This window comes from Maribacter litoralis (assembly GCF_902506355.1).
Classification (GTDB): Bacteria; Bacteroidota; Bacteroidia; order Flavobacteriales; family Flavobacteriaceae; genus Maribacter; species Maribacter litoralis.
In genome coordinates this window covers 1,565,309-1,584,195 of the sequence record NZ_LR733271.1, presented here as the reverse complement: position 1 = coordinate 1,584,195, position 18,887 = coordinate 1,565,309, and the positions used below count along the sequence as shown (strand labels likewise).

General features: G+C 36.8%; 23 protein-coding genes and 1 tRNA gene. 14 read left to right on the top strand and 10 right to left on the bottom strand.

From position 1 onward, the window contains the following. The first annotated feature begins 4 nt into the window (after positions 1 to 4). The 4 genes from EXIGUO8A_RS06660 to EXIGUO8A_RS06645 all read left to right on the top strand — a co-directional run bounded on the left by EXIGUO8A_RS06660 (position 5) and on the right by EXIGUO8A_RS06645 (position 3,032). Complete coding sequence (locus EXIGUO8A_RS06660; protein WP_159302495.1) at positions 5 to 1,042, top strand: cytochrome-c peroxidase; 1,038 nt, start codon at positions 5 to 7, stop codon at positions 1,040 to 1,042. After that, positions 1,017 to 2,018: a transporter family protein gene (locus tag EXIGUO8A_RS06655; RefSeq protein WP_159302494.1), complete on the top strand. Its 1,002-nt coding sequence runs from the start codon at positions 1,017 to 1,019 to the stop codon at positions 2,016 to 2,018. Before EXIGUO8A_RS06660 ends, EXIGUO8A_RS06655 begins: the two co-directional genes overlap by 26 nt. A 33-nt stretch (positions 2,019 to 2,051) precedes the next feature. Then, positions 2,052 to 2,396, top strand: coding sequence for a HopJ type III effector protein (locus EXIGUO8A_RS06650; protein WP_159302493.1), 345 nt, complete (start codon positions 2,052 to 2,054; stop codon positions 2,394 to 2,396). Between the two features lie 63 nt (positions 2,397 to 2,459). After that, positions 2,460 to 3,032: a uracil-DNA glycosylase family protein gene (locus EXIGUO8A_RS06645; protein WP_159302492.1), complete on the top strand. Its 573-nt coding sequence runs from the start codon at positions 2,460 to 2,462 to the stop codon at positions 3,030 to 3,032. Positions 3,033 to 3,053: 21 nt separating this feature from the next. Here the strand turns inward: EXIGUO8A_RS06645 and EXIGUO8A_RS06640 are convergent, their stop codons facing one another. Together EXIGUO8A_RS06640 and EXIGUO8A_RS06635 are read right to left on the bottom strand one after the other, a co-directional pair. Next, positions 3,054 to 3,251 (bottom strand): helix-turn-helix transcriptional regulator, encoded by a 198-nt coding sequence (locus EXIGUO8A_RS06640; RefSeq protein ID WP_116771470.1) that lies wholly within the window; start codon positions 3,249 to 3,251, stop codon positions 3,054 to 3,056. 821 nt (positions 3,252 to 4,072) lie between these two features. Next, entirely contained in the window at positions 4,073 to 4,675 is a 603-nt protein-coding gene (locus tag EXIGUO8A_RS06635) for a carboxymuconolactone decarboxylase family protein (RefSeq protein ID WP_058104690.1), read from the bottom strand. A 122-nt stretch (positions 4,676 to 4,797) separates the two neighbouring features. On the opposite strand from EXIGUO8A_RS06635, the gene EXIGUO8A_RS06630 reads away from it, so the two are divergent. The 6 genes from EXIGUO8A_RS06630 (at position 4,798) to EXIGUO8A_RS06605 (ending at position 9,613) form a co-directional block, all read left to right on the top strand. After that, positions 4,798 to 5,226 carry an OsmC family protein gene (locus tag EXIGUO8A_RS06630; protein WP_116771468.1) on the top strand — a complete coding sequence of 143 codons (429 nt, stop codon included), beginning with the start codon at positions 4,798 to 4,800 and terminating at the stop codon, positions 5,224 to 5,226. Positions 5,227 to 5,275: 49 nt separating this feature from the next. Further along, entirely contained in the window at positions 5,276 to 5,632 is a 357-nt protein-coding gene (locus EXIGUO8A_RS06625; protein ID WP_159302491.1) for a four helix bundle protein, read from the top strand. Positions 5,633 to 5,752: 120 nt separating this feature from the next. Next, positions 5,753 to 7,441 (top strand): single-stranded-DNA-specific exonuclease RecJ, encoded by a 1,689-nt coding sequence (gene recJ / locus EXIGUO8A_RS06620; RefSeq protein WP_159302490.1) that lies wholly within the window; start codon positions 5,753 to 5,755, stop codon positions 7,439 to 7,441. Beyond that, positions 7,438 to 7,821, top strand: a complete 384-nt coding sequence (locus tag EXIGUO8A_RS06615; RefSeq protein WP_159302489.1) for a VOC family protein — start codon at positions 7,438 to 7,440, stop codon at positions 7,819 to 7,821. Before recJ ends, EXIGUO8A_RS06615 begins: the two co-directional genes overlap by 4 nt. A 60-nt stretch (positions 7,822 to 7,881) precedes the next feature. Beyond that, positions 7,882 to 8,244, top strand: coding sequence for a hypothetical protein (locus tag EXIGUO8A_RS06610; RefSeq protein WP_116771465.1), 363 nt, complete (start codon positions 7,882 to 7,884; stop codon positions 8,242 to 8,244). Positions 8,245 to 8,350: 106 nt separating this feature from the next. Continuing rightward, positions 8,351 to 9,613 (top strand): MFS transporter, encoded by a 1,263-nt coding sequence (locus EXIGUO8A_RS06605; RefSeq protein WP_159302488.1) that lies wholly within the window; start codon positions 8,351 to 8,353, stop codon positions 9,611 to 9,613. A 503-nt stretch (positions 9,614 to 10,116) separates the two neighbouring features. Here the strand turns inward: EXIGUO8A_RS06605 and EXIGUO8A_RS06600 are convergent. The 7 genes from EXIGUO8A_RS06600 to EXIGUO8A_RS06570 form a co-directional block, all read right to left on the bottom strand. Beyond that, positions 10,117 to 10,881, bottom strand: coding sequence for a UDP-2,3-diacylglucosamine diphosphatase (locus EXIGUO8A_RS06600; protein ID WP_159302487.1), 765 nt, complete (start codon positions 10,879 to 10,881; stop codon positions 10,117 to 10,119). A gap of 84 nt (positions 10,882 to 10,965) precedes the next feature. Then, a complete protein-coding gene (locus tag EXIGUO8A_RS06595) occupies positions 10,966 to 11,952 on the bottom strand; it encodes an endonuclease/exonuclease/phosphatase family protein (protein ID WP_159302486.1) in 987 nt (328 codons plus the stop codon). An 83-nt stretch (positions 11,953 to 12,035) separates the two neighbouring features. Further along, complete coding sequence (locus EXIGUO8A_RS06590; protein ID WP_159302485.1) at positions 12,036 to 12,485, bottom strand: 6-pyruvoyl trahydropterin synthase family protein; 450 nt, start codon at positions 12,483 to 12,485, stop codon at positions 12,036 to 12,038. A gap of 57 nt (positions 12,486 to 12,542) precedes the next feature. Beyond that, the gene (locus tag EXIGUO8A_RS06585; RefSeq protein WP_159302484.1) at positions 12,543 to 12,968 is read right to left on the bottom strand and encodes a hypothetical protein; all 426 of its coding nucleotides are present in this window, start codon (positions 12,966 to 12,968) and stop codon (positions 12,543 to 12,545) included. Between the two features lie 216 nt (positions 12,969 to 13,184). After that, positions 13,185 to 13,952: an enoyl-CoA hydratase/isomerase family protein gene (locus tag EXIGUO8A_RS06580; protein WP_116771459.1), complete on the bottom strand. Its 768-nt coding sequence runs from the start codon at positions 13,950 to 13,952 to the stop codon at positions 13,185 to 13,187. Positions 13,953 to 13,973: 21 nt separating this feature from the next. Next, on the bottom strand, positions 13,974 to 15,308 hold the full coding sequence (locus tag EXIGUO8A_RS06575) for an MATE family efflux transporter (RefSeq protein WP_159302483.1): 1,335 nt from the start codon (positions 15,306 to 15,308) through the stop codon (positions 13,974 to 13,976). Positions 15,309 to 15,320: 12 nt separating this feature from the next. Then, entirely contained in the window at positions 15,321 to 15,821 is a 501-nt protein-coding gene (locus EXIGUO8A_RS06570) for a GNAT family N-acetyltransferase (protein ID WP_159302482.1), read from the bottom strand. 53 nt (positions 15,822 to 15,874) lie between these two features. Between EXIGUO8A_RS06570 and EXIGUO8A_RS06565 the strand changes: the two genes are divergently transcribed. The 4 genes from EXIGUO8A_RS06565 (at position 15,875) to EXIGUO8A_RS06550 (ending at position 18,667) form a co-directional block, all read left to right on the top strand. Next, on the top strand, positions 15,875 to 16,672 hold the full coding sequence (locus EXIGUO8A_RS06565) for a universal stress protein (protein WP_116771457.1): 798 nt from the start codon (positions 15,875 to 15,877) through the stop codon (positions 16,670 to 16,672). A gap of 159 nt (positions 16,673 to 16,831) precedes the next feature. Next, positions 16,832 to 16,905: transfer RNA gene (locus EXIGUO8A_RS06560), tRNA-Ala, on the top strand. 176 nt (positions 16,906 to 17,081) lie between these two features. Then, positions 17,082 to 17,342 carry a GIY-YIG nuclease family protein gene (locus tag EXIGUO8A_RS06555; RefSeq protein WP_159302481.1) on the top strand — a complete coding sequence of 87 codons (261 nt, stop codon included), beginning with the start codon at positions 17,082 to 17,084 and terminating at the stop codon, positions 17,340 to 17,342. A gap of 470 nt (positions 17,343 to 17,812) precedes the next feature. Further along, positions 17,813 to 18,667 carry a helix-turn-helix transcriptional regulator gene (locus EXIGUO8A_RS06550; protein WP_159302480.1) on the top strand — a complete coding sequence of 285 codons (855 nt, stop codon included), beginning with the start codon at positions 17,813 to 17,815 and terminating at the stop codon, positions 18,665 to 18,667. A gap of 42 nt (positions 18,668 to 18,709) precedes the next feature. On the opposite strand, the gene EXIGUO8A_RS06545 is transcribed toward EXIGUO8A_RS06550, so the two are convergent. Beyond that, entirely contained in the window at positions 18,710 to 18,886 is a 177-nt protein-coding gene (locus tag EXIGUO8A_RS06545) for a hypothetical protein (RefSeq protein ID WP_201304107.1), read from the bottom strand. Between the last annotated feature and the right edge of the window lies 1 nt (position 18,887).

Here is an 18,887-nt window from a genome sequence, read left to right as displayed (position 1 = left end):
ACAGATGAAATATCTAATATGGGTATTACTGTCAGTGTTTTTGGTGTCTTGCAGTGATGATGATTATGTAGCTATCGAGAACACGCTTTTAACGATAGAAGTTCCGGATAATTTCCCCGATTTGGCGTATGATATTGAGGCGAATCCGCCAACACAATTAGGGTTTGAATTGGGTAAGAAATTGTTTTATGATGGTAAACTCTCTTCTAACGGGTTTATCTCTTGCGGTTTTTGCCATGAGCAGAGTTCTGCGTTCACCCACCACGGTCATCAATTTAGCCATGGTGTAGATGATATGGAAGGCACAAGAAATACCCCTACCATAGCTAACATGGCATTTTTTAATGAATTTGCATGGGACGGTGCTACATCGCATTTAGACCTTTTTCCAATAATTCCGATCACAAATGAGGTGGAAATGGGAGAAACCATAACGGGAGTTATCAATAAACTGATAGCCGATAACGAGTACCAGCAACAATTTGAAAATGCTTTTGAAGAAGGTAGTGTCAATGCAGAGAATTTTTTAAAAGCACTATCCCAATTTATGGTCATGATGATTTCTTCAAATTCTAAGTACGATAAGTATGTACGTAATGAAGAAGGTGGAGAGTTGACGGAAACCGAATTGTATGGATTACAGGTTTTTCAACAAAAATGTTCCACTTGCCATGCAACCGATTTATTTGCCGACGGTAGTTTTAGAAATAATGGACTTCCACCTAATGTTCAATTAAACGATGTTGGTAGAGCAGAAGTCAGTGGTAGTGACAATGATAACTACAAGTTTAAAGTTCCCAGTTTGCGTAATGTAGCGTTAACGGCTCCGTACATGCACGATGGCAGGTTTGGTAGCCTTGAGTCTGTGTTGGATTTTTACACCAACGGCATGGTAGATTCAGAAACATTGGATGATTCCCTTAGAACGGAAGAAGGAATAGGAATCGCTTTAAACGACGAAGAAAAAGAAGGATTGTTGGCCTTTTTTGAAATTTTGACAGATGAAACTTTTATAAATGACGAACGATTTTCAGAATATTAAAATGATGAATAAGATTATAATGTATTTAGTGATGCTTGGGGGGTTGTTTACGACCCAAGCAAGTAATTTGCCTAAGGAAGGGGACAAGTGTATTTGGAAAAATACGGCATACGAGTATTTCTGTGATACCTGCGGTTGCGGAGGCAATGGTGGAAGCATGGGTTTTGGTACAGGATTGAATAATAACTTCGTGGGTCTTAGATATATTGGTCAGAAATACCGTTCTCGCGACGGTATTTTTGATAATTCCCCATGGATAAACGAAAATTTCAACACCGTACAGGCGTGGGGTAAGTTTCCTGTGGGAAAAAGAGTTTTGATCAATGCATTGCTTCCTTATCACTCGCACAATAGAACCTTTGCAGATGCTACGGAACAAACCATAAATGGTATTGGAGACGCTACTGTTTTGGCATATTACAATGTGTTGAGGCAAACTCCAGATAGTATTATTTCCATAAAACCAGAACATGCCTTGCAAATAGGTGGGGGTGTAAAATTACCTACCGGTAGTTTTGATGCTGAAAATATAGAAGGAAGTGTTAACCCAAGTTTTCAATTGGGAACTGGGAGTTGGGATTATATTTTGGCTGCTAATTATGGTGTTACCCATAGAAATTGGGGACTGTCCGCATTATTAAATTATACCATAAAAACCGAAAACAGTAAGAATTACCTATTTGGTAATCAGTGGAATGTAGCGTTGAATACTTATAAAACCTATTATGTTTCTTCGTCTGTAGCTATTACTCCGCAAATAGGTTTGGGAGGGGAGTTTTTTGCAGAGAACGAAGAGTTTGGTTTTTCGGTTCCCGATACGGGTGGCGAAGTATATTTTGCCCGTGTTGGGGTAGAGGCAAATTACAATAGGTATGCATTGGGTGTTTCAAGCATGCTCCCAATATCACAAAATTTGAATGAAGGTAAAGTGGAGGTAAAAAACAGGGTTTCATTATATTTGAACATTAATATCTGATTCATAAACCATTAAATACCTAAACAACTAACCATGACTTTAGAAGAGTTTAAGAAAAAACTAGCGGCTGCACCCAAAGATATTTTGTTTTCAGACACGATGGTGGTTATAGATTCCAAGTACAGTTTTACTCCTACGGCATATACTAATGGAGAAGTAAGCAATGAAGTGGGGCAAAATTCCGGTTCGTGTAAGTTGTTTTCATTTGCCATTAAAGAGGGGTTTTCTAAAGAGGAAACCTTAGCTTGTTTTGGTCAATATTATTTTGATGAGGTCTTATTGGATTTAAAGGGAAGCTCTCATCAGAATATTAGAAATTTCATGAAAACCGGCTTCGAAGGTCTCAGTTTTGATGGGGAACCACTAAATTTATTGTAGCATAATTTTGCCATTACATCTTTCGGTAATTATCGAATAATTTATAATCTATAGTATTGAACCATGCAAGAGTTATTAGTTGAGATAAGAAATTGCAAGGTTTGTAAAGCGTATTTGCCATTAGAGCCTAGGCCCATAGTAGCGGGTAATAAGAATTCTAAAATTATATTGGTGAGTCAGGCACCGGGAAGAAAGGCACATGTAGAAAACAAAGCGTGGGACGATCCCAGTGGCAAAAAATTACGGGAATGGCTAGGTGTCAATGAAGAAGTATTTTATGATCCCGATAATTTTGCCGTATTGCCCATGGGGTTTTGCTATCCTGGTAAAGGAAAAACAGGAGACTTACCACCCAGAAAAGAATGTGCTCCTTTGTGGCACCCTAAGGTGTGGGAGGAATTTGAGAATGTAAAACTCATTTTACTTATAGGGAAATATGCCCAAGACCAGTACTTGGGCGAACAAGCTAAAAAGAACCTGACTGAAAATGTATTGCACTACAAAGAGTTTTTGCCAAAGTTTTTCTTGCTGCCACACCCCTCACCGGTGAATCATTTTTGGCGAAGAAAGAATCCTTGGTTTGAAGAAGAGGTTGTTGGGGAATTGCAGAAATTGGTGGGGAAGATTTTGGGGTAATATTTATGTGCTTTATAAGATTTATTCTTCTTCTATAATGAATAACTCTTCAACTGTTAGACTGAATAATTTTGCCATTTTAAGTGCTAAAATTACTGAAGGGTTAAATTTGTTTTTTTCAATAGCATGAATAGTTTGTCTTGAAACCCCTAGTTTTTCTGCTAAATCTGCTTGAGTAAGATCTAATCGAGCTCGTTCTACTTTTACCAGATTTTTCATTAGTGTATTTGTCTTTTTTTAAAATAAAATATGATAAGATAAATAGTAATGAAGATATATAAGGGATAAGATAGATTAAACATCATTTCAGAATTGATTAAATGTAAAATGAAGGTTATTGCTAAACATAGTATAGTAGCTAGTTGATATGATTCTAATCTTAATTTGGTAATGTAATCATCCTCTACTTTTTCTTTTGATAACATATAAACCAACATTCCTAGAATCGTAAAAATATTTGCATATTTCATTATAGTGGGATTCAATAATTCATGAAGAAATGGTGAATTTTCATTGCTTTCAAAAGGTTGGGTAAATCCCATGAAAAAAGAAATAATTGAAGGTATTCCACAGAAAATAAAGAATGTAAATAGTCCAACTATTTTAAACCTATTGGGTAGTATTTGTAAACTCATAATCTATTATTATATCCTAAAAGTAAACAAAACTTTACATAATGACAATTATAATAGTTATTTTGGTTAATAACGAAGAATTTCAGGGTTGTAAGTAAATTGTGTAATATGGTAAAAAGCGCTAAGAAATTCAGATGAACCCCGCATTATTCTTAATGAAGTTTAAAGCAAGACTTATATCAATATTACAAGTGTTTAATTGTCACTTCGAGTGAATTTTTAAGGTACGAGAAAATTAGTATCGAGAAGCTTTCGTGTACCAAAAGGTTCTCGATACACTTTTTAATTCAATGAAAATATTGAATTAAAAACCACTCGAACTGACATTTTTTTTAATTTTAGCCAACAGCCAACAGCCAACAGCCAACAGCCAACAGCCAACAGCCAACAGCCAACAGCTATTTCTTAATACACAGAGCCATCATGTTTGCCTTTTTCCCACCCATGTTTTCCTAGGTATTGATCGGCACTTTCAACGGCACCCGTTTCTATGGATGTTCCCATAGAGTCGTTCCAACGGTTAAGATATCCAAAGAGCGAAATAACGCCTAGCATTTCAACAATTTCACCTTCGTTCCAGTGTTGGTATAAACGTTCTTTAATTTCTGCATCTACTCCGTTGGGTACTTGTGACGCTTGTAGTGAAAAGTCTAAAGCGGCACGCTCGGCATCCGAAAAAGCAGGGTGTGTTCTATATTCCCAAATATTATCCAATTGCTCTTGCTCTGCACCATAACGTTCTGCCGCTCTAATGGCATGAGCTTGGCAATATCTACAGCCAGTAGCATTGCTGCTTACCCAAGCAATCATTCTTTTTAAGGCAGAGGTTACGCGGCCTTCATTTGCCATTACGGCTTTGTTCAAATTAATAAAGGCTTTTGAGATGGCAGGTCTATGCTGCATGGTCAAAACCGAATTTGGGCAAAACCCAAGTGTTTCATTAAAAAATGCCGCTAATTCTTTGGTCTCCGGATCATGATTAGGGTCAAGTGGTGTAACTAATGCCATACGTTTTGTTTAAGTATTTATTTAAGTTGTGTTAACTGATTATTGGCTGTTAGGTTCACTATGGATGGTATTAAAGCAGCCTTTATTGTTGTATTTTTGTGTTCTACAAGAAACAAAAAATTATGAGCACAACAAATCATATTAGTACCAAATGGTTGGGTAACATGTCCTTTGAAAGTAACAATCCATCCGGACATTCATTAAAAATTGATATTGCCAAAGAAGATGGCGGTGACAGTAGCGGTTTAAGACCAAAAGCCTTAATGCTTTCTTCACTAGCAGGTTGTTCTGGATTGGATGTCGCTGCAATGTTCAAAAAGATGAAATTAGAGGTAGATGAATTTCATATTGAAACCATTGCCAATCTAACCGATGAGCACCCAAGGTTTTATGATAAAGTGGTAATCGAATACCATTTTCATGGTGCAAACTTGGCGGAGAAAAAATTACAAAGAGCGGTTGATTTATCCATTGAAAAGTATTGCGGCGTAATGGAAATGTTCAGACAATTTGCAGAACTGGAGATTAAGACAGTTTTTCATAAAAAATAAATGAGCAAGTACAAATGCAAGAATCAAATTCAAGTACAAATAAAATATTATGCCGGATAATAAGTTTGACCTTGAAGATAGACTATTTGATTTTGCAGGTAATGTGGTTCTTTTTTGCAAGGAATTACCGTCTGATATGACTGGTCAATATTATGGAAATCAATTGTTAAGATCTGCAGGTAGCTCTGCTTTAAATTTTGGTGAAGCTCAGGGATCTAATTCGAATAGGGATTATATAAATAAAGCTTCTATATCTTTAAAGGAATTGAAAGAGTCTAGAGTCAATCTTAAAATCTTATCTAAAGTTGATTATGGTAAGCAAGTAATAAGAGCTGAATTGTTAGATGAATTAGAACAATTAATAAGAATTATAGCAACAATAATTAAAAACAAAAAGCAAAATTGAGTTGATATTTTTTGAACTTGAACTTGAACTTGAACTTGAATTTGAACTTGAATTTGAGCTTGAATTTGAACTTGTATTTAAAGAACTGCTAACTGCCACTGAAAACTGATTACTAAAACCATGCGCTGGACAATTAAACCAAAACCGAAACAAGAAGATATTGACACTTTAGCCAATGCGCTTAATGTTGATAGTTTGGTGGCGCAATTATTATTACAAAGGGGTATCTCGACCTTTGAGAAGGCAAAGCATTTCTTTCGCCCGCAGTTGAGTGATTTACATGATCCTTTTTTAATGAAAGACATGGATATTGCCGTCAATAGAATTGAAGAGGCAATTGCCAACGGAGAGAATATTCTGGTGTATGGTGATTATGATGTTGATGGTACAACTGCCGTAGCTTTAATGTCGTCTTACCTATTAAGTTATTACCCCAATGTGGCAACCTATATTCCTGATCGGTATGATGAAGGATACGGAGTCTCTTTTAAGGGAATCGATTTTGCCGAGGATAATGATTTTACATTGATCGTGGCGTTAGATTGCGGTGTAAAGGCAATTGATAAAGTAGCCTACGCAAAAGAAAAAGGAATTGATTTTATCATCTGTGACCACCATAGACCTGGTACAATATTACCAAGTGCCGTGGCAGTTTTAGACCCAAAAAGAGAAGATTGTTCATATCCTTATGATGAATTATGTGGATGCGGAGTAGGTTTTAAACTAATTCAAGCATTAGGCTCCCGTAGAGGTGAAACTATTGATGATGTTATCTATTACCTTGATTTAGTGGCAACTGCAATTGGAGCAGATATTGTGCCGATAACTGGAGAGAATCGAATTCTGGCTTTTTATGGCTTACAGGTTATCAATCAGCAGCCTAGAACCGGTTTTAAAGCCATAATTGACCAAATCAATAAAAAAGAACTGACCATTACCGATGTGGTGTTCATCATTGCACCAAGAATAAATGCAGCGGGTAGAATGAAACATGGTCAGCATGCCGTAAATCTTTTGACCGAAACCAATATGGACGAAGCCTTAAAATTTGCTTCTGAAATAGAAAAATTCAATACCGATAGAAGAGGGCTGGATCAAGAAATTACGATAGAGGCACTTGGTCAAATTCAGGAAAATCAAGAACAAGAAGGATTCACTTCTGTTGTATATAAAGATACTTGGCATAAGGGCGTAATAGGAATTGTAGCATCGAGACTCACGGAAACCTATTATAGACCAACCTTGGTTTTTACCAAAAGCGGAGACAAATTGGCGGCATCGGCACGATCGGTTAAAGGTTTTGATGTGTACAATGCCTTGGAAGGATGCGCAGATTATATAGAACAGTTTGGGGGTCATAAATATGCGGCAGGCTTAACCTTATTGGAAGAGCAATACAATAATTTTAAACATCAATTTGAAAAAGTGGTCAAAGAAACTATTGATCCACAAATGTTGATACCTGAGATTACCATAGATGCCGTAATTGAATTAAAGGATATTAACCCAAAGTTGATGCGGATATTAAAACAGTTCGCTCCTTTTGGTCCGGGTAACATGTCGCCCGTGTTCATGGCAGAGAACCTACAAGATACCGGCTATGCAAAAGGTGTAGGTAAAGATGAGGCGCATTTAAAATTGGCTGTTGTACAACAGGGCAGTCATAAAATTGATGGTATTGGGTTTAATATGGGTAATAAACTATCAAAGGTTACTGGTAGAAAACCATTTAATGCGGTCTTTTCTATTGATGAAAATGAATGGCAGGGCAATGTTAGCCTTCAATTAAAATTAAAGGATATTCAATGAGAATAGAACATATTGCTATTTGGGTTACGAACTTGGAGGAAATGCGTAAGTTTTATGTAACCTATTTCAATGCAGTTGCCGGAGAAAAGTATCATAATCCTACTAAAAAATTTACCTCCTATTTTTTAAGTTTTACAGATGGAGCCCGTTTAGAAATCATGCATACTCCTTCCATTAATAAATCAAACTATACAGAAGAGCATACTGGATTGATTCATTTTGCTATGTCCATCGGGTCAAAAGCACAAGTAGATCTACTAACAGAAAAGTTGAGAGAAGACGGATTCACAATTGCTGGCGAACCAAGAACTACGGGAGACGGTTATTATGAAAGTGTGGTCTTAGACCCAGAAGGAAATCAGATAGAAATCACCATTTAACATTGTTATTTATAATTGTTCTAAATAAGATTCATATATTTATATAAATATTTACATCTTATGAACGATATTCATCCTATTTATCAGAACGATTTTGGCATAGCGTTTCAGTGGAAACGTGATAAACCCAGCGAATCAAATAAAGTTCAGGTGATTTTCAGGGATATTGGTTTGCTGCTTACAAGTAGCGAACTACGTTATTTTTCAAAATGCATTGCCAATACAGTAGAAAACGGAAAAGGTCACCTATGTAGTGATTGCAAATCAAAAGAAACGTGCCGTTCATTGCTTTTAAATTCTCCTGCACATCAAATATCGTTTGCAGTTAGTTATCAAGAAGCTATTGAAATTAGAGACTTAATTAACGGAACCATGTTTAGGCTCGAGCTAGATTCGTTTTTTGGTGAATTGGGTATTGAATAACAGTCAATAAGAATTCCGCATTTAAGAAAATAGGATTTTTGTTATCAAATCTTGTTTTGCCCTATCCATTATTAAATATCTTTGAAGTCAATTTACCGATTTCTCTATGAGCGTGAATGATCCCTATGCGGCCCTAAGATTTAAGGAGTTCAATATTTTTCTTTTAGTTCGCTTTGCCATGGTTTTTGCCTGGTCTATGCAGTTCATAGTTATAGAATGGCAGGTATATACCATGACCAAAGATCCGTTGTCATTGGGTATCATTGGTTTAATGGAAGTAATACCTGCGGTAAGTATGGCACTTTTTGCCGGTCATATCGTGGATCAGAAAGAGAAGCGCAATTTATTGGTGAAGTGCATATTCGGTTTCTCGGTTATTAGCTTCGGACTGTTCATGTTAAGCCTTCCCTCAGTATTGGAAAGCTACGAAACCAAAACCATACTTTACGGAATTTATGCACTGGTCTTTTGTGGCGGTTTGGTACGTGCGTTTTTAGGTCCCACCATATTTTCGTTAATAGCGTTGATCGTTCCAAAAAAAATATACCCGAATGCCGCTACTTGGAGTAGTACTACATGGCAAATGGCATCTGTATTGGGTCCGGCATTAGCGGGCTTTTCCATTAGTTTAATTGGCGTGCACTGGTCTATGTGCGTCATTTTCGGCTTTTCATTATTGGCGTTAACCGCCCTATCTAATATTTCAAAAAAGCCTATTCTTAACCCTAAGATCGGTGAACCCGTTTTTCAAAGTTTAAGAGAAGGACTAACATTTGTTTTTAAGACCAGAGCGGTTTTAGGTGCTTTGACCTTAGATATGATTGCTGTTCTATTTGGTGGTGCTGTGGCATTGTTGCCCATTTTTGCACAAGATATTCTACATGTGGGATCAGAAGGTTTTGGAGTCTTAAGAGCAGCTCCCGCTGTAGGTGCGGCAATTACAATGTTAGGTTCTACAAGATTTCCGTTGCATAAGAACGCAGGAAAAAAGCTTTTACTGGCAGTATTTGGCTTTGGTGTATGTATGATCGTATTTGGCTTATCTACCTATTTCTGGTTATCTGTAATTGCCCTATTTTTAAGTGGCGCGGTAGATGGTGTTTCCATGATCATAAGACAGACCATTTTACAATTGAAAACCCCGGACAATATGCGAGGGCGTGTGGCTTCTGTGAACTCCATGTTCGTGGGTTCTTCTAATGAGCTCGGTGCTTTTGAAAGTGGTGTTACGGCAAAGTTAATGGGAACGGTAACTGCAGTTGTATTCGGCGGTACCATGACCTTGCTTACCGTTGGTCTTACGGCTATTGTCTCTCCAAAGTTTAGAAGGCTTGATTTACAGAAGGATGTGGAAGATCATGAAAATTAATAAACAGAATATATCTGATAAAAAAAGCCCTAATCAAAGGGCTTTTTATATTGTAAGTGGTACTTAAGACTTTCGTCGTAAAGTGGAAGCACTATTGTAGGTCAGTTATAGTATTGGGAATAAACACTTTATCTAAACTTGTGCGTAAAGATAAAACCAAATTCTATTTTTTACCAATTTTTATAGGTACTTGATCGATGTTATCTTCTTTTAAAAAGTAAAATTCTGTTATTCCTCAATACAAGATATAACAATAAAAAAAGCCCCTCATTGAGGGGCTATTCTTTAAAGTAACACTTAAGAGTTTTAAATCTTCAAGTGGGGAAACTTGTAGGTAATGTGAAGATTTGGGTTACAACACTTAAACTAACTAACTAACTAACACTGTAAAGGTATGGTCAAGAGCTAGTTTTATAAAACTATTGTTGTGAACTGCTTGATTTATGTTGTAAGAAAAGGATTACAAAATAAAATATGTATTTCATCGATGTTTTTTGATGAAATTAGTTGAATTCTTTTAATGAAAGTGCTGAGCCATTAAACTCGGCATAGGTGTAGTAATTAATCCAATCGCCTAGGTTTGTGTATGTTGAATTCTCATTTAATGGTATTTCCAAAGGCAAATGTCTGTGTCCAAAAATGAAATGGTCATAGTGCTGTGTCTCCAATTTTCTTTTGCAGTATTGTACAAGCCATTCTTTATCGTTGCCTAAAAATTTGGCATCGTCATCACCACTAATCAATTTATTGCTAACCGATAGATGTTTGGCCAAGCGAACACCAAGATCGGGGTGTAGCCATTTAAAGAACCATTTGGCAACCGGGTTGGTAAATACCTTTTTCATTCTTTTAAAGCCCTTATCATCTGGACCTAAACCATCCCCATGGCCTAAAAAGAAAGAGGTACCATTAATATTGTATTGTTGAGGTTTATGATACACAGGTATATTCAGTTCTTCTTCAAAGTAACCGTTCATCCAAAGATCATGGTTGCCCACAAAATAGTGTATTTGTATGCCTGCATCAGACAGTTCTGCAAGCTTTCCTAACGTTCTGGTAAATCCTTTAGGGATAACGGTCTTGTATTCGAACCAAAAATCGAACAGGTCGCCCATCAAAAAAATGACTCCCGCATCCGACTTAATCGTATCCAACCAACGAACAAACTTCAATTCTCTCACCCTACTTTCTTTCATGGTAGGCGCGCCAAGGTGGTTGTCACTGGCAAAATATACTTTTTTCCCTGCTGGAAGTTCAATGTTCGTCATCAGAATGTAAATATAATAACTGTTTTGCGTACCTAGGGAATACGTGGGTCAAAATAAGTACATAGGTGCTTTTATAAACTTTGTTTATGCAGGTGCGTCTTTTTCGTTCAACACAATTTTTATGGGCAGATGGTCGCTATAACCGTTTAAGTTAAATGTACTGGAGTTAGGTCTACCAAATCTTACTGGTTTTTGATATGAGCCAGATGTAAGCTCTGGATATGCAATAATTTCTACGGTACTTAATTTAAAGGGAAGATCAGACTTCTCTGATAAAATACTTTTAGAGATCATAAATTGGTCTAACATATTATAGGTGTTCCCAAATACGAATGTGCCGATCTGTGCATCTAAAAAACGGTGCATTACGTTGTAGAAATATTTTAAACGTACTCTATTACTTTTAACCAACGCCTTATTATTGATGGCCATTAAATAATCTGTAATACTCTTGTTATAAGGGTTATCATTAAAATCGCCCATTAATAGTATATTGGCATCTTTACCCTGCTCCTCATAAATTCTTTCGATCCAATACGATAGGTTTTCGGCAACCATAATTCTAAAAGGCTCGCTGGTCAATTCGCCCCCGGATCTCGATGGCCAATGATTGAGAATACAAATAAGTTTGTTGCCGTTGGCGGTATTTATGTGTACTTGAAATAAATCTCTAGTGGTGTTTCTTTTAATAATACGTAGACTAAATGTTTGTTGTTCAGGTCCGTATTTTGTTTTATCATAAATAAGTGCGGTATCTATACCACGTTTATCATCTCCTTCAGAAATAACAAAACCATAATTTTTATTGAGGGCATTACCCATTGCCGCTATCAGCAATTCAATAACATGCTCATTTTCTACCTCACAAACCCCTAAAATATCCGGCCCTTCACCGTTATTGAATTTAGAGATTACTGCGGTAAGGTTCGCTATTTTTTGTTCAAGAATAGAAGCGTTCCACCCGTTGAGTTCATTACCCAAATGGTTGTTGAGAAACTCACTTCTACGTGGTGAATTTTCTATATCGAAAAGGTTTTCAAGATTCCACCAATAGATATGATGCTTGGTCATGTTGTTATATATTAAGGAGTTGCCTTAAAAATAAAACAATTTAAAAGCTTGTAAAGAAAGTATATCGTTAAGTTATGTTGAACTTAATTGTCACTGGCATACCATTCTGCGAAAGAGGTATCGGTTTCCTGTAATTTTAAGGAGAACAATGAAATATTTTCGGGCAATCTCGCTTTAATTTTGGCGGCAAAGTCTATCACCATATTTTCGCTGGTAGGTTGGTAGTCCGCTAAAATTACGTTATGTCCCCTGTCCATTAATTCTTTGGCCAATTCTACGTGTGGTGTATTTTTATTGAACACGGTAGCATGATCAAAAATATCAACAATGTCTTCTTTCACTATTTTTTTAAGGTCTCCAAAATCTATCACCATACCCAGCTTAACATGGTTGGTATCGGTAATAGGGCTTCCAATTACGGTTACGGATAATTTATAGCTATGGCCATGTACGTTTCTACATTTACCATCATAACCATACAGTGCATGGCCGGTTTCAAAGTTGAATTGTTTAGTAATACGAATATTGCTCATAACCTATAATTATTTGGCAAAGGTAGGGAAAGTATACACGTATTAATAGCGAATAAATCAATCTAGAACAATTGTTCTGTTTCCTGCTATTAAGCTTACGTGGCAACAATCTGCACCAATCTCAAATTCTTCACTTACAACTTTCTCATCACCTATAAAACCGTTAAACAGAAGGGTTGCTGTTTTATTTTGATATTTTTTGCGGTATGCATCGCTAATAATAGGGTAAATGCCTTGATCATTATGGTATTCTTCCGCAGTTGTACTTTCTGCCAAATTCTCGCCGGTTGCAGTGTCTATTACCTCAAAATTATCTAAAGATACGGCATCACCTGTTGCATCTTCGACGCTAACCGTAATGGTTACAAAATTAAGTGTGCATATGGCTGTAGAACAATTTATTGGCTCTGGTTCTGGTTCAGCTTTATCAGAACAGGTCATAAGAAAGAAGGATAGAAATGCCAATGTAATTTTTGCGAACATAAAACTGATTTATTAGAAGATGAATAAATACCGATTAGTTGCGTAGTAAGGGGTAGAATTACCTTTTGTATTTTCTCTTTGCGCGAACTTTATTTACAAAATAAATGACCAACACAAAAAGGGCCAAAATAGGAAATACAAGGTTACCGTTTAAAAATTGAAAGAATTCCATACATAATATTTAGAAACAGAACGATGTGCTGTTTCGGTTATTGTTTATTTTTTAAATTTTGACAGTGCATTTCTGGTAAAGTCAGATAGTGCCAGTTTACCGGTGATCGATGCACGGTCTGTCAATAAGGTATCCCAATGGTCGGTGCCTTCCCATAAAACTTTCTTCCACTCGGTTAAAGCATCTGGGTTATAGCTTGCCAATTTGTGAATGTAGAAATCAAGTTCTTTATCCATTTCTTGGGCAGAGTCGTACACCTTGTTGAACAATCCTTTTTCTTGTGCCCAATATGCACTTTTCCATTCGGTAGGCGCCAGAGACATTTCTCCCATAGCGGCATTACCTATTTTTCTTGCTACGGCAGGTGCAATAACCAAAGGAGCAATACCGATGCTAAGTTCAGAAAGTTTAATAGATGCATTTACGTTAGAGTACACATAATCACAGGCAGCGGCAAGACCTACGCCACCACCAACGGTTTTACCATGAACACGACCTACAATAACCTTTTTACATTTGCGCATAGCATTGATGACATGGGCAAAACCACTAAAGAACGCTTTACCTTCTTCTAAATTAGATACTTCTAACAGCTCATCAAAAGAAGCACCGGCACAAAAAGCCTTTTCCCCTTCAGATTTTAAAAGAATAACAGAAATACCATCGTTTTCTGAAAGTTCATTGATAGTATCGGTTAAACGTTCTAAAAGTTCAGAAACGAAAGAATTACTAGCAGGGTGTCCAAATTCTACATGGGCAACTTTACCATCGATTCTTGTATATAAACTACCATTTTTTCTTGTGGTGACCATAGCATTTTGTTTCCTTCAAAATTACGGATTTTGCAATAAAGGTTTGAATTTGTTTCTAAACTTCCACACTAATGCGGCACCTCTAATAAACATCCAGACCGTAAAGGCCAGCCATATTCCCGTTAAGCCCCAGTTGAGGTATTTACCTAAGAAGAGCATGGGCACAAATCCTAAAAAGGTAGCCACGAGCAATGTATTTCGTAAATATTTCATTTCTCCCAGACCTTTAAATACTCCGTCTAGCACAAAGGCAATGGTATTAATGGGCAGCCCAAGAATTATAATATAGAAAATGGCGTAGAAAGTAGAAAGCACTAAACTTTCATTAGAAAATAGACTGCCTAAAGGTCTATAAAATATACCGGCAAATGCCATGATCACCAAACTGACTATGAGTCCGTATTTCGTTATTTTTTTTGCCAGTAGCCACAGGTCGTCGTAATTTTTTTCTCCCAGCAATCTACCGCCCATAATATTTCCTGCTGCACCAAACCCATCAATAAAAAAAGCGGAGAATAGCCAAAGGTTAATGGCAATGGTATGTGCGCCAATGTATTTATCGCCAAGTGCCGTTGCTTCTCTAACAGCCAGTATAAGAGCTGTGTTCAATGCAATGGCACGCACAAAAAGATTCAAGCTCATGACTACCAATCGACCTAATTCTGGGTGAATGGGTAGCCTTAGCTTTAGACTGATATCGGTCTTTGTCCAAAGAAGGTAAAATGCCATGATTGCCATAATGCTTTGTGCCAATAGACTGGCATAAGCTGCACCGTCTAAATACATGGCGGGTATAAATCCGTCAATTCCGTATACGAAGGCAAAATCGAAAACTACGTTTAATACAGCCCCGGTAATCGCAATGACCATGGGCCAATAGGTATTTTGTAATCCGCGAAAAATACCCATAACGGCAAAAACGAATAAGGTTAGCGGAAACCCCCATACGCGAATGGAGTAATAACTAATACAATACTGCAGTATTTTTCCCGAGGCATTTAACAACTCAAAAATTTCTTGAATAACGAATATGGTAGAGAGCAGTATTAAAATACTAAGGGTAATGTTGAGGTAAATGGCCTGTGCGGGCAGGGTTTTAACCTCTTCTAATCTACCAGCGCCCAAATATTGTGAAATTATGGCAGAAATTGCACTACGGGTCTGCCCCAAAATCCAAATAAGCATAGAAAGAAAAGAACCCACAATACCAGCTGCAGCGAGCGATTCTAAACCATCAACCGGTATGTTGCCCACAATGGCCGTATCGGTTATGGATAATAGAGGTTCTGCTATACCGGCAATTGTTGCAGGTATTGCCAGAGCATTTATAGATTTAAAATTAACAGTAGTCTTCAAAAAATATAGGTTCTAGAGTACAAGTTCATAGCAATGAAAAGGGTGTTTGCTTTGGTTGGGAAAAAAGATATCTCCCAGTTTAGCGTAACCACGTTGCTCATAAAATTTCTGATTTCTTTTGTTTTGGCTAAAGGTATCCAACCTAACCGATAGGGCATTGTTTTCACGGGCAAAATTTTCCCCAAAATCCATTAAGCGCCGTGCACAACCTTTACCTTGGTATTTAGGGTGAACCGCTAGCCTATGTATGTAATAGTTGATGCCGTTTGGCGTTAACCAAGCTACATTTTTATATTCATCATCCATCAATAACGATACTACAATGCAGCCAATAATGGCATTATCCTCTAAGAGAACATACAGCTCATTGCGATCAATATCTTTCTCAAAAGCTTTTTGAGAAGGATATTCCGTTGTCCATTGATAAATGCCGTTTGCTTCCATGGCAATTCTACAGGCATTGGTCATCGTTAAAATTTCGGGTATTTGAGATATCTTTGCAGGTGCTATCATTAAAGCCATTTAATTAAATTGTAAATTTAGAGTTATAATCAATACTTTTTATCATGATGAACATTCTTGTTCCGATAGGGACCTCAATAAATGCGAACGAAACTTTACAATATGCCGTTAATTTTGCACAAGATTTTGGTGCCGATATTTATGTAATGGAGGTATTTAACGTTAGCGGAAAAACGGGTACACTTACTAACCTTACCCAAAAAGTTGCGGAAAATTCTAAAGAACGATTAAAAGAGATAATCGCAACCGTAGATACCAAAGATGTATCTATAAAAATTGCAAGTTTTAATGGTGAGCTAAAAGATGGTCTACGTGAAATAGATAAAGGAATTGGTATAGACCTTATAATTTTGGCACCTAGAAGTAATGATATACAAGAAGAGTTTTATTTAGGGCATACTTCTGGAGCCATTATCAAGAGAACCAATATACCTACCTTGATCGTACCAAAAGGAACCACGTATAAATCATTTGAAAATATATTGGTAGCGTTTAAATCGGGTATTTTAAAGCGAAAAAGAATACTTGATCCACTAATCGAAATAAAGGTAAAGCACAATGCAAATGTGAATCTTTTAATGGTAAAGACCCCTGGGTATTCAGATGATGATTTAAAGATCAACACGGCGTTAATGGATATTTGTTCGCAACTAACGTTTACAGATAACTCTACCACATATCATGGAGTTTTAGAGCATTTTCAGGCAAAACACCCCGATTTGTTATGTGTTTTTAGAAGAAAAAGAGGTTTCTTTAAAAAATTATGGGAGAAAAGTACCATTTCAAAATCAGAGTTTTACGCACCGGTACCAGTATTGGTGCTTAGTGTAAAGAAAGATTAAATAGTACTTTGATAGGTTATTAAAATAGGTTTTCTTTGACGCTGTCGAAAAATTAGGGGGATTAGCTCGCCCGACTTTTTAGGCGGGCTCAGTTGGCTAGAGCGTCCCGAAAGCCTTCGGGAAGGTCGCTTCGATATTGAATTGAGATTAAGAAAATAAGGGGGATTAGCTCAGTTGGCTAGAGCGCTTGCCTGGCAGGCAAGAGGTCACCGGTTCGAATCCGGTATTCTCCACAAATTAGTTAAGCCTTCACGAAAGTAAAGGCTTTTTTTATGGTTCAGAGTAAGTTGCGTTATCATAGGAATAGCGTCCCGAAGGCTTTCGGGAAGGTCACCGGTTCGAATCCGGTATTCTCCACGCAAAAAGGCTACCATTTTGGAAGCCTTTTTAATTTGATTATTTTTAAAAAATGCCATTCAGTACTTATATAATTTATAGTCAGACACTTGATCGCTACTACATTGGTAGTACAGAAAATATTGAAAGACGACTTGAACGACATATTAAAGGAAATGGATCTACTTATACCAAAAAGGCAAATGATTGGGTTTTAAAATGCCAACGTAATTTTGAAACACGATCAGAAGCAGTCTCATTTGAACTTCTGATTAAAAAGAAGAAAAGTAGAAAATATATTGAGTATTTAATCTCACTAGAAATTAGAGAATAGAGCGTCCCGAAGGCTTTCGGGAAGGTCACCGGTTCGAATCCGGTATTCTCCACTAAGTTTTATTGGGCTTCAAGAGTTTTTGACTTTTGAAGCTTTTTTCATTTGCACACAATTTGCACGCAGAACTGGTTTTAAATTAAGCTTGGTAATATTTGATTCATATTGGTTTACTTTGATAGTTCTTCACTAATTACAGAATGCTTTTCCGTAAAAACATCACACCCCTTAGACGCTTTAATATTCAACATTTAGGAAATTTAAGTCCTATAAAAGGTTAATTAACGAAAATATTAAAAAAGACACTCTTAAGTATAGTTATTACATTTAGATAAAAGCGTTTTAAAAACGGCCGTTTTAGGGAGTGATAACCTTTTTTCTCTTTTTTGTTCATCTAGTATTCGAATTAGGTATTTTTTTCAGCAATAATCAGCCGATATTGTGCATGATAATGATTAAATTTAAGATTACTAATGACACGAGATTTTATCCATATCAACGATTTTGTAATTCTTGTTGAAGAAGCTGATTCACTCACCAAGGAGGTAGATTCTTGCTATTTTGATGAGCCCATTGTTGCCATTGCCTTCTACGGGTCGGGCAATGTAGATTTATCGGTGAAATACGGTAGTAGTCATAAAGATTTTACCTACACCAAAGGTTTGGCACTTTCTTTTTATGCAGATGAAAAAGTGGAATTTGAGCATACCGTGAGCCCAAGAAAAAGCCTTAAGTGTCTAGTGGTTGCAACTGCTCTTCGAAATTTAGAACATTTACCAAATCAAGAGGGCGAAATATTTTCTGAACTCTTGGGAGCCTTGGTAAAACCTAAAGATCATTATGTAGAAGGTCCTAGTTTTTTTATGACGCCGCAAATGGAACGTATTGTCGATGCTTTCTTTTCGAATAGCTACATTGGGAAGACCAAAATGATGTTCTACAGAAGTCAGATAACGGCTTTATTATCCCACTTTTTCGGTCAGCTCGCACTATTACCGGAAAAGGACTCAAGTGCCAATTATAGGGATCAGTTGAACAAGGTACGGGATATTTTATTGGACAATATTGAGGACCCGCCTTCGCTTTCGGAACTTTCTAAGGAAATAGGACTTAATACAACAAAGCTCAAAAAAGAGTTTAAAGCCATTTTTGGCGTACCAGTTTTTAAATACCTTCAAAATGAAAGACTTACTTCTGCCCATACACTTATAAGTGAAGGTCAAGCTACTGTTCAAGAAGCGGCTTGGCAAGTAGGCTATGATAGCTTGAGTTCTTTCTCCAATGCTTTCGCGAAAAAATTTGGTTACCGTCCTAGTCAAATCAAGTAAATTAGTTTCTATAGTAACTGGATTAGTTTTGTTGCATCTATATTAATTATATTTTTTATTTCTCATCATTTTTTTCACTCCAGTTCCAAGAGCTGCTCCAAGGACTAAACCTACACCAGCTCCTAGAACTAGTCCAATTGCAATAGCATTGGTTAAGATACCGGTGATAAGGCCAATTCCTGCTCCAAATAGCAATCCCAATGTCAATTTCTTTTTCATA